Source organism: uncultured Veillonella sp. (assembly GCF_963551295.1).
In the GTDB taxonomy this organism is placed as follows: domain Bacteria; phylum Bacillota; class Negativicutes; order Veillonellales; family Veillonellaceae; genus Veillonella.
The window spans coordinates 13524-28072 of sequence record NZ_CAUVFT010000001.1 but is presented as its reverse complement, the minus strand read 5'-3'; the positions used below and the strand labels follow the sequence as shown (position 1 = coordinate 28072).

The 14549-nt window shown below is 40.4% G+C and carries 11 protein-coding genes; 8 read left to right on the top strand and 3 right to left on the bottom strand.

Going from position 1 to position 14549, the window contains the following annotated elements:
• Positions 1-313: 313 nt before the first annotated feature.
• Together RYO55_RS00100 and RYO55_RS00095 are read right to left on the bottom strand one after the other, a co-directional pair.
• Complete coding sequence (locus tag RYO55_RS00100; RefSeq protein ID WP_314983586.1) at positions 314-979, bottom strand: hypothetical protein; 666 nt, start codon at positions 977-979, stop codon at positions 314-316.
• 1 nt (position 980) lies between these two features.
• Positions 981-1937: a DUF1858 domain-containing protein gene (locus RYO55_RS00095; protein ID WP_004694418.1), complete on the bottom strand. Its 957-nt coding sequence runs from the start codon at positions 1935-1937 to the stop codon at positions 981-983.
• Between the two features lie 392 nt (positions 1938-2329).
• On the opposite strand from RYO55_RS00095, the gene sfsA reads away from it, so the two are divergent.
• The 4 genes from sfsA (at position 2330) to RYO55_RS00075 (ending at position 7754) form a co-directional block, all read left to right on the top strand.
• Complete coding sequence (gene sfsA, locus RYO55_RS00090; protein WP_314983584.1) at positions 2330-3490, top strand: DNA/RNA nuclease SfsA; 1161 nt, start codon at positions 2330-2332, stop codon at positions 3488-3490.
• Positions 3491-3860: 370 nt separating this feature from the next.
• On the top strand, positions 3861-4664 hold the full coding sequence (locus tag RYO55_RS00085) for a hypothetical protein (RefSeq protein ID WP_314983583.1): 804 nt from the start codon (positions 3861-3863) through the stop codon (positions 4662-4664).
• Between the two features lie 170 nt (positions 4665-4834).
• Positions 4835-7303, top strand: a complete 2469-nt coding sequence (gene gyrA / locus RYO55_RS00080; RefSeq protein WP_314983582.1) for a DNA gyrase subunit A — start codon at positions 4835-4837, stop codon at positions 7301-7303.
• Between the two features lie 79 nt (positions 7304-7382).
• Positions 7383-7754, top strand: a complete 372-nt coding sequence (locus RYO55_RS00075; RefSeq protein WP_314983581.1) for a hypothetical protein — start codon at positions 7383-7385, stop codon at positions 7752-7754.
• A gap of 177 nt (positions 7755-7931) precedes the next feature.
• On the opposite strand, the gene RYO55_RS00070 is transcribed toward RYO55_RS00075, so the two are convergent.
• The gene (locus RYO55_RS00070; protein ID WP_314983579.1) at positions 7932-9275 is read right to left on the bottom strand and encodes an MFS transporter; all 1344 of its coding nucleotides are present in this window, start codon (positions 9273-9275) and stop codon (positions 7932-7934) included.
• A gap of 102 nt (positions 9276-9377) precedes the next feature.
• On the opposite strand from RYO55_RS00070, the gene RYO55_RS00065 reads away from it, so the two are divergent.
• The 4 genes from RYO55_RS00065 to RYO55_RS00050 all read left to right on the top strand — a co-directional run bounded on the left by RYO55_RS00065 (position 9378) and on the right by RYO55_RS00050 (position 14467).
• Positions 9378-10475, top strand: coding sequence for a DUF5937 family protein (locus RYO55_RS00065; protein WP_314983577.1), 1098 nt, complete (start codon positions 9378-9380; stop codon positions 10473-10475).
• A 118-nt stretch (positions 10476-10593) separates the two neighbouring features.
• A complete protein-coding gene (locus tag RYO55_RS00060; RefSeq protein ID WP_314983576.1) occupies positions 10594-10968 on the top strand; it encodes a hypothetical protein in 375 nt (124 codons plus the stop codon).
• A gap of 432 nt (positions 10969-11400) precedes the next feature.
• The gene (locus RYO55_RS00055) at positions 11401-12831 is read left to right on the top strand and encodes a [FeFe] hydrogenase, group A (protein ID WP_314983574.1); all 1431 of its coding nucleotides are present in this window, start codon (positions 11401-11403) and stop codon (positions 12829-12831) included.
• Positions 12832-13318: 487 nt separating this feature from the next.
• On the top strand, positions 13319-14467 hold the full coding sequence (locus RYO55_RS00050) for a glycoside hydrolase family 3 N-terminal domain-containing protein (protein ID WP_314983572.1): 1149 nt from the start codon (positions 13319-13321) through the stop codon (positions 14465-14467).
• The last annotated feature ends 82 nt before the right edge of the window (positions 14468-14549 follow it).

Below are 14549 nucleotides of genomic sequence, written 5' to 3'. Positions count from 1 at the left end.
AAAGCTTACGCTAACACTTAATTTCACATTATGTCATTACCTTATAATTATATTATAAATGATATTGCTTATCAATGCTGTGCCTGTAGCTACAGTTTTGAAGAAATATATAGAAAATTCAAAATTCTCACATAAACCATAGAATGAATAAGGTGGAAGCATTAGTAGGCTATAAATAGAAGGGGATGTATGTTCTCTACTAGATTAGTTATGTATCAACTATTAGACATGAAAAAACGAGCGTAATTTACGCTCGTTTTTAGTACATATATCTGAGATTAGGTAGTCATTTGATTGATCAGATAGTCATTGATTATTTTTTACGAATGGAGTACAAACGTGTACCGTTTTCTTCAGTCGTTACAAGTTCAAAGGCTGGATCGATAGCTTTCACAAAAGCTTCGAACCATGTTTGGTATGCTACGGCCATGAATTTAGGGTCAACGCCCGCTGTACGCCAGTAGCCTGCTTGTAATCTGTGGTCACCAACCCATGTAAACTCGTCTGGGCTTTCAGAAACCACTTGGTCACCACCATCGCAAGGCATGCCATTTACGTAGAAGTTTTGTAACGCATTGTAAATCGCAGGTGCAGTGTGTTCTTCAAGGCTGTCTTGAGCCACAACGCCACATGCTTGGCCTTGTACTGCAAAGGCATCGAGGATAGCGGTTACTACGTGTACTGCTTCATCGCCAGAATTTGTGTCGAGCATGTCTTTGATGAAAGCCGCTTCGCGAACGGAAGCAATGTTGATTTGGTTAGCTAACCAGCCGTGGATATTGCCGTGGTCAATAATGTTTTCCAAAGGAATGCTTGGATTAATTGGCTCGCCGTATGTATCTACGGAGATGGAGTGTAGTTCCTCCGCCAAATCATCAACAACTTTAGAAGTTTTTTCTAGAATCAAATTTTCACGCTCAACGAGCAATTGAATTTTGCGATATAACCAGTAATGGATGTGACCTAAGAATGCGGACATATTAAGCTCCTTTTCGTGCTGTTTCTAATTTCTCTACTAAATCGTATACATTAAAACCGTGGATTTCTGCGGCTTGCCATAATGGCTCAGCTGTTGCAGATGGGCAACCTAGGCAACCCATACCAATACCTTGTAATACAGGTACAACATGTGGGTAGGTTTCAACGATGTCGCGAATAATTGTGTCTGGTGTGATAGGGGAACCTGCTTCGAGGCGAGGTGCTTCGACTTCAGGATCGTTACCTTGACCAGGCAAGAACACAGCTGGTTCTTCGGACTTACTTTCAGCTGGTGCACCTTCGAGGTCGCCCAATACAGCTGCTTTGAAAGCCTCTAGACCGATGCGGTCAATGAATTCGCCCATGCGTTCGATTTGTGCGTTTTCTTTATAGTATGCGATGATTCGATCAACTAATGCAAGAGCTTCTTTTTCAGTTTTAACTTCTGCGATGAGGTCGCCGATGCGAGGATGCGCACCGCCGCTACCGCCAGCGTATACATTCCAACCGTCTACAGTACCGATAACGCCCACATCTTTCATACGGCTTTCAGTACAAGAGTTTGGACAACCGGATACGCCGATTTTCATTTTGCTTGGCATTTCAAGGGACAAGTACTTGCGTTCAATTTGCATGCCAAGATGTACGCTGTCTTGTTTAGCGCGTTTACAGAAGGTGGTACCTGGGCAGATTTTTACGCTGCGTACGCGGTTGGATACAGTGTATGCTGGCTCCATGCCAAGCATTTCCCATGCTTTATCTACGTCTTCTGCTTTTAAATTCGTAATCATAATGCGTTGGCTGCCAGTTAATTTAAGAACCGCGCCGAACTCATTCGCTACGTCGATATATTTTTGTAATTGATCTGGTTGAATGAAACCTGCTGGAACGCGAGGTGTAATTGCATAACGGCGTTGACCGTTTTTTATGCGTTGTAAATTTGCTGCAATTTGTGCCATGATAAATCCTTTCTCGAGCCCTCTCTGCGGAGAATAGTGGCTAAACTACTTAGTTAATCTATAAAACTCTTTATATATTAATTATTTACGCCCTAGGGTTTTGTGAAAGCTTCGCACATATATACGGACAAGTGGGATGAGATCAACTAGGCGATGCCTCATCAAAACCCGGCGTAATGATCAGTATGGGTATTTAGAATACTGACCCGACGCTCTTAGTATAAACCATTTTAACAAACAATAGTGTAACCCAAGCTACAAAAATAGAACTTTTTAATATTAATTATTGATTGTTACTAACTATAATTATATATGATACTGTTTATAGATGAAACCCAAGGGTAACATATCGTATAATAGATACATAGAATATTCTTGATGTAGGAGATATGATGAAAGTCCTTTACGATACTATTTTAAAAGCAACATATATAGGTCGCCCGAATCGTTTTGTGGTGACTTTAGATTTGAATGGTGAAAGTGTACTTGCTCATTTGCCTAACCCAGGACGCATGTGGGAGATCTTATTCACTGGCGTAACGATGTATATCGTGCCTCATGATAAGCCTGATGCGAAGACGAAATACCGAGTCGTAGGCATCGAGCGTGAAGGTGTCGTTATCATGCTGGACACGAATTATAGTAACGATGTGGCACAGCATTTAATCGAAAATAAACTGATCCCTGGTTGGGAGATATGGCGTGTAGTAAGACGAGAGTATACGGTTAAACTACACGGTACATCTTCCCGTTTTGACTTACTCCTCACTAATGATAAGGGCGATGAGTTCTTACTAGAGGTTAAGTCCTGTACCTTGTTCTCCAAGACGGGTGCCATGTTCCCTGATGCTATTACAGAGCGAGGCCGTAAGCATTTATTACATTTGAAAGAATTGCAAAACGAAGGCTACCACACAGGCGTTTTATTCCTCGTGCAATGGGATAGGGCGCAGTGGTTCTTGCCAGATTATCATACGGATTTGGAATTTGCCAAAACCTTTAAAGAGGTGGCACCTTCGTTAGATTGGAAAGCCGTTGCTGTGGCGTGGAATGAGACTTTCACCATGCCTACAGTGACACATGAATGTTCCTATCCTAGTAGTATTCTCGATATAGAGGCTCATGATAGTGGTGTGTATGTGATGGTCATGCACCTCGATCACGATCTAGATCTCGAAATCGGTTCTAAAGGGATAATGCATTTCAAATCTGGTTATTATATGTACGTTGGTTCTGCGAAGGCAAATTTAACAAAACGTATTGAACGTCATAAACGAAAACGGAAGAAAATGCACTGGCATTTAGATTACTTCCGCGGTCACTGTGAAATGATTGCCGGTTTGCCTATACGCACCAGTTGGAATGATGCAGAATGTGCACTAGCTCATGCGGTGCGTGGCGTAGCAGAATGGGACGTTCCTAAATTTGGCTCCTCTGACTGTGACTGTACGAGCCATCTGTTCGGAATGAGCGAAAATCCGATACATCATAGGGGATTTATGAACGTGATAGAGGATTTTCGTATGAATAAATTGGATGCGCTAGTTAAGTGATTGTTGTTAATGACGAATAACTGAAAATAGTATGGATGGGGCCCGAATACAAATATGCTAGATTGTTAAAAAAGGGATTCCCTTATCTCTTCGCTCCAAAGCGAGCTAAGTCGCTCATCAATAAGGGAATCCCTTTTTTATAACGTTATATGTGAATTCGTCCCATCCATACCTATGTTTTCTATTAACTAGTTGCTTCGACCATTAACAACAAAAGCCCTTTTCCTTTCGCATGGGGCGAGGCCCCTGATTGGGAAAAGGCAGTGAAGTAGAGTATCAACAATCAGCTGATTTTATCAATAATTGTGGCTACATATTTGATAGAATTCTTTGATACACATGGAATATTTGGGGAGAGGTGTGGTTGTGTATGAGGTTGTTTAGGTATGTGTTGTTAGTTGTGGTGTGTATTTATAGTGTTGTGTTGAGTGGTTGTTCTTTCATTTGGACGACGGAGAATGGTGATCCTGCTACACCAGAGGATATCAAGTCTAGTGTGGAGAAGGAGTTTTCGGTTGTGCATCCGAATCTTGTTCTCCAGTCGTCTGTGGTAGAGAAGGAGAAGCCATTCCAGCGAAATGTGTATGTGTTTTATGATGAAAGTAATGGTTTTTCCTTTACCACAAATTCTGTAGTAAAGCGACCAACCTTGCCGGCCCCTGGTGGCGAGCGAAAAAATGATGCGGACTTTGCGTATTCACAAGCGTATTTAGTTCATTTGAATGGTTCGTTAGTGGAGCGTGCTAAGCAGTATGGCATGCGGATGGCGACGCACGAGGAAGCCTTGGAGTTAGCTAAGTCTAAAGCGACACGTGTGGCAGGTACTAATAAGATATCTTTATTCACATATGATGAGATTATCTTTGTAGACGAATCTGTAAAGGGTAAAGATATTCTAACCTTTATGAAATCTATATATAGTCTGTATAAACCGCAAGACAACCCAGCGTTATTGCACCCTCCTTCTGATAGAAGCGTAGGCTTTTATTATCTACCAAAAGGAGAAGCGGACAAAACAAAAGCTAAGTATTTGATCGCCTTTCGATTTATGGCAAAAAATGATTGGAAAGAAACCATGCTAACAGGCATTGGCAGTACTGGTAACGACACTTCGGCTGTAGAACGAGATTTTGTTAGCATTTTAGATCATATGATACAACATGCGGCTCATTAAATAAGAGATAGAGGTTACTATATTTTATAGAATTAATTACAGTTGGGCAACAGTTGTACAATTGGGCCATGTAATGGGAAGGAACTTTTACAAAATATAGCGTTATATACGCAAAAATGCTATAATTATATGATGAATTAGTATCAGTGTTAGTAAAATGAGGTGAGATTGTGGCAGACCAACAATGGTCCCACGGGAATATTCATCCCGTTCAGATTGATAAAGAAATGAAGAACGCGTATATCGATTATGCAATGTCTGTAATCGTTATGCGTGCGCTTCCAGATGTGCGCGATGGCTTGAAACCAGTACATCGTCGTATTTTGTATGCGATGCACGAAACAGGCATGACGCCAAATAAACCGTACAAGAAATCCGCTCGTATCGTCGGTGACGTACTCGGTAAGTATCATCCACATGGTGATAGCTCCGTTTATGACGCGACGGTTCGTTTGGCGCAGGATTTCAATACGCGCTACCTCTTGGTAGACGGCCACGGTAACTTCGGCTCCATCGACGGCGATAGTGCCGCTGCGATGCGTTATACCGAAGTACGTATGGCGAAGATTACAACAGAAATGCTTGCTGATATCGACAAGGAAACTGTTGATTTCATGCCGAACTATGATGAAAGCTTGCAAGAACCAACTGTATTGCCAGCGAAGATTCCAAATCTTCTCATCAATGGTTCCAGTGGTATCGCTGTAGGGATGGCGACAAATATTCCACCACATAACCTTAACGAGGTATGTAATGGCCTAGCGATGCTCATCGACAATCCGGATGTGACTGTAGATGAATTGATGACGCAAATCAAAGGCCCGGACTTCCCGACTGGGGCGCTCATTTTGGGTCGAGACGGCATCAAAAAAGCGTATTCCACAGGTCGTGGTAGCGTTAAAATGCGTGCTCGTGCAACCATCGAAGAGATGTCTAAGGGCAAGCATAAGATCGTAGTGACTGAGATTCCTTACCAAGTGAATAAGGCTCGCGTAATTGAAACAATTGCAAACTTGAGCCGCGATAAGGTAATTGATGGCATCACAGCGCTTCGCGACGAATCTGACCGCCAAGGCTTGCGCATCGTTATCGAATTGCGCGCCGATGTGCAACCAGACATCGTACTTAATAAATTATATAAACACACTCAACTTCAAGAAACATTCGGCGTGATTATGCTAGCTCTCGTAGATGGACATCCTCGCGTATTGAATTTGAAAGAAGTATTGGGTTACTACTTAGATCATCGTCTAGACGTTATCGTACGCCGTACTCAATTCGAGCTTAACAAAGCCGAAGCGCGTGCACACATCTTAGAAGGCTTGTTGATTGCTCTCGACCATATCGATGAAGTGATTGCCACAATCCGTAGTTCTCAAACTGACGAAATTGCACGCAACGCATTAATGCAAAAATTCGGGCTTTCAGAGAAACAAGCGGTAGCCATCCTCGACATGCGTTTACGCCGTTTAACAGGATTGGAACGCGAGAAGATCGAAGACGAATACAAGGAATTGTTGGCATTAATCGAAGACTTGAAAGCTATCTTGGGTAGCGAAGCGCGTCAACGTCAAATCATCAAAGACGAACTCGATGATATGAAGAAAAAATACGGCGACCCTCGCCGTTCTGAAATCACAATCGATACGTCCGACCTTGATGTAGAAGACCTCATCGCTGACGAAGAGATGGTGATTACCTTGACTAAACAAGGTTACATCAAACGCATGAACGCGAATGTATATCGCAACCAACATAAAGGCGGCGCTGGCGTTATCGGCATGAAGACGAAGGAAGACGATTATGTAACGCAAATTATGCATGTGCGGACCCATAATACATTGTTATTCTTCACATCTACAGGCCGTGCATATCGCCTCAAGGCATACGAAGTGCCGGAAGCAGGTTCCCGCAACTCTCGCGGTACCGCTATGGTTAACGTATTGCCACTCGCGGTAGGTGAATCCGTTACGACTATGATCGACCTTGAACGTGTCCATGAAGATGTAAATTTATTTATGGTCACTGAATTTGGCGTTGTAAAACGTACGGCTATTGAAGAATACCGTAATATCCGTCGTTCTGGCCTCAATGCGATTAACCTCGACGAAGGCGATCGTTTGATTTCCGTTAACGTAACGACTGGCAATCAAGACATCTTGATTGGTACTAAGTTGGGTATCGCTATTCGCTTTAGCGAGCATGATGTGCGCCTTATGAAACGGGCGGCTCACGGTGTGCGTGGCATTAAATTGAATGCAGGCGACGTAGTTGTAGGTGCTGGTGTTCTTAATACTGATGAAAGTGAAGCACAAGTGTTTACTATCTCTGAAGAAGGTTTTGGTAAACGCAATGATGCGGAAGCTTATACATTGCAAAAACGCGGTGGTAAAGGCTCTAAGAACTTCAAGATTACGAATAAAACAGGCGACGTAGTGGCCGTAGAGGTTGTTCATAATGATGATGAAGTTATGCTTATTTCTGAGCAAGGTAAAATCATCCGCTTCAACATGAATGACATCGCTGTGAAGAAAGGCAAAGCTATTTCTGGTGTGAAAACACAAAATCTCGACGAAGGCGATAAGGTAGCTAGTATTGCTGTTATTCCAGGCGCTGAAATCGAAGAAGAAGTAGAATAATATAAAACACTATATTAACTATTGAGTAACCATGGGCGACCATCTAAGATGGTCGCCTCTAGTGTTGGGGAGTTTAAAAATGGAAAAATGGCTAGCTGCTATGTTTGCAGCAGGAGTTTTCTTTGTAGGTGGCTTTGGTCAAGCTAGTGCTGCTGACTGGTACTATATCGATGCTGATGCTGACGATGCGGCATGGTTTATTGACAACTCTTCTGTATATAAAACAGATGATGCGGCTACAGTACTTGTTAAAATTAACAATGTAGAAGGCTTTACATATATCTACACAGTACGGATCGATCGCAAAGAAAAAACATGGACAGAACTTGATACAACAGTATATAGCAATGCTGGTATAGCATTGCTATCCAGTAAAGAAACACAAAAACCTACGAAAATTGAACCGGATACCATGGGGGCGGAAGTTATGCAGGCCCTATGGGGTAAATAATCCAATAATTTAATAGAAGCTGATATTCGCTCTGAATATGTATAATTATTAGAGAGAGTATTGGAGACACGAGCCTCCTCTGAAAACCTTAAAGGTCACCCTTACGGCGTCAAGTCGTTTTCAGAGGAGATTCGTGTCTTTTTTTTGATATTGTACATTCAGAGTGAATATCTGTATTTAATTGTGTTGGATTAAATTTTTTAAACTTATGATAACCAGAATCAGTGTAATTCCCCAACCAATTCGAGTCGCTAATAATAAATCATTTGACCAAAGATTTAAGCAAGTTGCGCCAATGGTTGAACCGATTGAAATCGCGACATTTTGTAGCATTCGTTGTAAAGCGCCCGTACTTCCCTGTATTTCCATAGGACTGGCTTGCATGATACTGGCAATATTAGCAGGTTGAAAATATCCTCCACCAATACCGTAAATAAATAATCCTAATGTTAATAATTGATAAGGCCAGTTGGGATTGATCAGTAAGAGAACGCTCAAGGATATGACAATAATACTTAAACCGATATGGCTGAATAATTTATTTTTATTACCATTATTGATTTTACTGGATATTCTTGAAAAAAGAACCAAACCTGCAGGAGCCCCTAGAACAAGAAATCCAGTTTGACCCGCTCCCAGATGATATGACTGTTCAAAAATGAAGGGTGGAAGTAAAAATATCATTGCGGAAGCAAAACCGAAGGTGACTGTTTGAAAAAGGTAAGAGACTAATTGAGGATTATTTTTTAATCTTTTAACATCGATAAGCGCGTATTTGTTATTAAGTTCCATATAGTAAAATATAATGCCGAGCAACAGGCCGAATATTATTAGGATCAGGCCAACTGATAATAGATGTGATTGGTTTAATAAAGATAATCCTAATAAGAGAGAAACTAACATTAGAGCGTTTATGGCAATTCCAAGACTATCTAATCGCCGTTTGTTGGTTTTTTCGGAAAGCTTTTGGCAAAGATAGTTGTTACATATAATTCCGAGGATTACAAAGGGAATATTTATCCAGAAAATGAGTTGCCAGAAACTTAAAGAAAGTAAGATTCCACCTAAAGAAGGTCCCAGAATAGGACCTAGACCAATCATAATTCCTAGGATACCAATAGAGCTATTTTTACGTTTTTCAGAAACTAAAGTTGTAATTAAAGCGACAGAAGTAGCTTGTAAAGCGGCGGCCCCTATGCCTTGAAAAATTCGTCCAATGATTAACAAATTGATATTGTTAATTAATCCACAAAATAAAGAACTCAGACCGAAAAGTACAAATCCTAAATAAGAAATTTTTAACTTTCCAAAGTTATCGCTTAATACACCTAAAGGCAGAATAGAGATGGCTAAAGCTAGAGTATAACCGGTTATTGCGAAGGATGCAATATTAGTTGTAGTTTGAAATTGTTCTTTTAAAAAAGGTAATGCTATATTGATGATTCCTGTATCAAGAGTAGATAACAACATCCCTATACCTGCAACAATTGTTATCAGTAAATCTTGTAATCGTGTATTCATAAAGTTTTCTCCTTTTCTTTAAAATTATAAGTATAATATAATAAGTCTAGAAGCTTATAATCAATCGATTTTAAAAATATCGAATCGTCTAGGAGGGGGTTTATGACTATTTCAGTTCGGTTTAGCAATTATGCTTTGAAAACAAATGAAACGTTGACACAAAGAATACAATTTGTGTATTCTCCTTTAAATGAACTTTTTAGAAGTTTACATGTTCTTTTAAATCCCCGACATCATGGAACTAATATTGATTGGGTGATTGGGATACAAGATAAATTTACTGAAGAATTTTATGAAAACCTTCATTATTTCCAACTTTTTTATGAACTCGGGGTTTCTCCTGTTTTGCTTTGTAATTTTTGTTATCATACGACAACGATTGAAGAGGAAATACAAAATTTAAAGGAATTTCTTGTTAATTATCCGACTATTCAATTAATTGAGTATTTGAAGAGAATAATAGATGATAGAGAAAGCGCCTTTATTCCGACATTAGCAAAAGGGCTGGAGTGGAAAGATTTCTCTTTAAATAAAAATGATCAATTGCTTAACGATTTGAGGCGAAATGCTACAAGTGTTTACCGGAGACTTTTTTCTTTTATTGAGTGGTATAAAAAATCAATTTTTGATGATACTTGGAAAGAAAAATTAATTCAGCAGAAACTCTTAACTGAAATACAAAAACAATCTTCATTTTTAAGGAAAAAAGGTTTTATAGAGATGTTTAATCATTTACAAATTGACCGAATCCGTTGGGAAAAAGATACCTTGGCTATTATTAAACCTTTTGATCAAGAGATTCATTTAAAGGACAGTGACTCTATTATGTTATTACCAAGTTATTTTATTTGGCCTCATCTGTTTGTTGAGTCTTTTGATCAGGGAATTGCTATCACTTATGACATTATGGAGCAACCGAGTTATTATAACTCTACACCGGAGGGATTAATTGCTGTTTTTAAAGCTTTGAGTGACCCTGTGCGATTGCAAATTATGAATTATGTTTTGGAGAAACCAAGTACAACACAGTCCTTAGCGCAAATTCTATTAATGACTGATTCAAGCGTATCCAGGCACTTACAAATTTTAAAAGAGGCAAAGTTATTGAAAGCAAGAAAAGTGAAAAAGTTTGTTCTATATGAGCCGACAGCGTTAGTTACCCAACTTATGCCGAATTTCTATCGCTTTTTTCAACATTGAGAGAAGCTGATTATATTTTGAAAACAGCCTGTTATAGGTCGATAGGACCTTTTCATAGAATATTTATTTTAATCTTATATACTATCCTTGTATTTTATTTTTTACGAGAGGTATTAATATGAAAAAAACATTGGCAGCTGTTTTGGTAGCAGGCGCATTATTAATCGGCGGTATTGGTAGTGTTGATGCGGCTAATTGGTATACAGTAGGCACTGATAGCAATGGTGTTACTTGGTCTATCGACAATGATTCTGTTAAAAAAGACGATAAAAAAGCGGTAATGGACATTAAAGCTATGGACTACGAAGGTTATCACTACATCGTGACTGAAGAGTTCAATCACAAAAAACGGGAAGTTAAAGATCTTAAGGTGACTCTTTATAACCCACAAGGTTATGTTGTGAAAGAGGAACAAGTTAATAAAGATAGCCGTAAAGTTGAGCCAGGTACGCCTGCGTACGCTGTATTCCAACTTATTTGGGGCGGTAAATAATCTAATCGTATAGACGAGCATAGGGCTTAGCCGTAGTACACTGTTGAACAGTTATGTCTTGTTTAGGCTGATTATTTTTGTGAAAGCTTCACTCGCGCACGTTCTCACAGAGGACGTGCGTTTTTATATTTCCACTGGTATATATTATGTTTACCCAAAATATGTTGTGTTATATGGAATTAGCTTCTGTTCACGGGCTTTTAATTCCTTTAAAATAGGTGAATTATTTAGCTATTCGTGGTAAAATGTGATTTATATTACACTTTTTTGGAGATTTTGTGCAAAAGTGTAACAATTTTACATAGTATAAACTTTCACCATATCGTATACTATAGGTAAGATGCAGAAGTATGGCTTGGGCGCAGTGCTCCGTAGTTTGGCATATTTCGCCCTAATAGGTTTGGTAGTTATAGTTTGTTAGAGGAGGTCCTCATGTCTCAATACGAATTTATCGATAAACGCGTGCCGATTGCACTAGACAATCCATCCATTTATCACGACATTTCCAAGTGTAAAAACTGTACGTTATGCCGTCGCGCTTGTGCGGATGTAATGAGCGTACTTGATTACTACGACCTTGATGCAAATGGCGATGTGCCTGTATGTATCCATTGCGGTCAATGTGCGGCAGCATGCCCATTCGACTCTATGCATGCTAAATCCGAGCTTGAAAAGGTAAAAGCAGCCCTTACTGATCCTGAAAAAATCGTCGTAATTCAAACAGCTCCAGCTGTTCGTGTAGCAATTGGTGAAGGCTTCGGTTATGAACCGGGCACATTCTTGGAAGGTAAAATGGTCGGTGCCTTGCGTGCACTTGGTGCAGACTATGTAGTAGATACTAACTTTGGTGCGGACTTAACCATTATGGAGGAAGCATCCGAGCTTGTAGAACGCCTTAAAAATGGCGGTCAAATTCCTCAGTTTACAAGCTGCTGCCCAGCGTGGGTACGCTTTGCGGAAATCTACTTCCCTGAATTGATTCCTAATTTGTCTTCCACGCGTTCTTGTATCGCTATGGAAGCGGCTATGATTAAAACGTACTTTGCAGAGAAAAAAGGCATCGATCCTCGCAACATTGTGTCCGTATCTGTAAACCCTTGTACTGCTAAAAAAGCAGAAACAAAACGAGAAGAAGAAAATGCAGCGGCTCGTTATCATAATGATGACTCCCTTGGCATGGATACAGATATTTCCATCACAACTCGTGAGTTCATCCGTTGGATCCAAGCGGAAAACCTCGACTTCAATGCCATTGAAGATTCTAAATTTGATGATTTAATCGGTATGGAAACTGGTGCATCCATCATCTTCGGTAACACCGGTGGTGTTATGGAAGCAGCGATGCGTACGGCTTACAAGCTCATCACTGATAAAGAGCCACCTCCATATGCGTTGACTCACCTCGAGGACGTTCGCGGTATGGAAGGCGTAAAAGAGGCGACTGTTCAATTGGGTGATGATGTAACATTGTCGGTTGCCGTTGTTCACGGTGGTAAAAACACACGTGACTTTTTGAATGCTTTGAAAGAAAACGGTAAACATTATGACTTCATTGAAGTTATGGCGTGCCCAGGTGGCTGTATCGGTGGCGGTGGTCAACCGCGTACTAAATTGCCTCAAGCGGTTAAAACTAAGGAAGCTCGTATTGGCGGCCTTTACGAAGCTGACGAAAACTATAAATGGGTTGCGTCCTATGAAAATGAAGAAATCCAAACATTGTACAAAGATTTCTTAGGCGAACCATTGGGTCACAAGGCACACGAACTTTTACACACACACTACACAGACCGTAGCGCGGTTCTTGGTACTCGTAAAGACGTAACACCTGAAACATGTCCAACATCCCCTAAATTTAAAGGCTAATGATAGCCGATTGCTTAAATATGGTGCAAGTTGGTGTTGACGACATGCCAGTAAACAAAGAAAAATTTAAAGATTAATAATAGTCGATTACTTAAACAGTAGGCTGTTACGGCAACTCAATATTTATAAACATATAGTAGCGTTAGCTATTTAGGGTATAACAACATAACATAGAAAATCCTACGGGTCATGAGTGACTTGATACTCACGTAGCCTTTGTTACAGTGCGGTCACTTTTTAAACGATTCGTAGGATTTTTTTTTATAATTATTCAAAATTCACATATTTTTACTGTATAACTTTATTATAATAATTCAGTACGAAAAAATTATTTTATTATGAGGAAAAGATGAATCATTTAGTGTATAATATAAAAATATACTGTACGGATCAAAGGGGGGAATTATGGGTGTTGCATTGGGAGAGCAACATAAAAAGCCCATAATATTCATAATATTGCGTAAGTATTAAGGAGCTTTTAGGAGAGATGAACCAGTTTTTTCGGCGGGTCCTGAGTGGCCTTGCCTTACTAGTTGCTGTCGTTGGTACAACTGGATGCCAACATGAGAGTCAGGCAGAACAAGAACCGCTACGAACCGTATCGTACCGTGCCGTCATGGAGTCCAACAAACCGGTGTCTGAAAAAGTGGACACTTGGATTGCGGCCATGTCTCAAGAGGATAAGGTGGGGCAGCTGATGATGATCAGCCTTCATGGCAGTACGATAGGACAATCCCAAAAGGATGTGATCCGAAAATACCGTGTCAGTGGCGTTATGCTAACGAATGAAAATCTTATTAATAAGAACCAAGTGAAAACTTTCACCAGCGATATTATGCAAACGGCGATAACCTCTAGCATGGTGACACCCTATATCGGGGTACATCGTGATCGCATATTGCATGGGAATGAAAGTTTCTTACGGTTGCCAAAGCCCAATCGGTGGGGGCAATTGCCTATGGATCGTATCATCAACTTGGCCACGCGATCTGCTATTGAAATGCGGGATATGGGTTTTAACCTAGTTATTGGGCCTAATGCTAACCTTGGTGTACCTAATATGTCCTATACATCCGATCCCACGTGGGCAGGCCATATAAACCTTGCCATGGTGGAGCGTTACCAAATTAATCATATGTGGTTCGCTTATAACTACTTTCCGGCGGTGACCTTAGGGGATGCGTCCTTTGGATCTGCTAATGAGGCGAAAGCGTATCTCAGCAATAATGATGTAGCCGTCTTTAAACGGCTCATTGCACAGACGACGGCGAATAGCTATATGCTTGTGATGAGCCATATTCAAATTCCCGCTATTGATAACGAGAATTTGGCGAGCTCCTCTAAGGCGATTATTGATGGTTGGCTTCGCAAGGAGCTTGGCTATAAAGGTATCGTTATGACAGATCGTATCGATGTGGGTGCGTTGCAATCCAATCAAAAGATAGGCGATTACGCTGTGGCCTCTATCTTGGCGGGCAGTGATCTTATCCTTGTTGATGCGGATACGATTCATATCGATGAAGTCCATCGTGCGCTGACCCAGGCGGTGGCGGATGGAACGATTACGACCGAGCGCCTCAACGAATCAGTTAAGCGCATTTTATTGATGAAAATGCAAACTCAAATTGAACCATAAAATATGTAGATATATCAGATTATGTAATCAGAAATTTACGAATTAGATATTTACTATTAAGAAACTTAGTATAAGAACATTC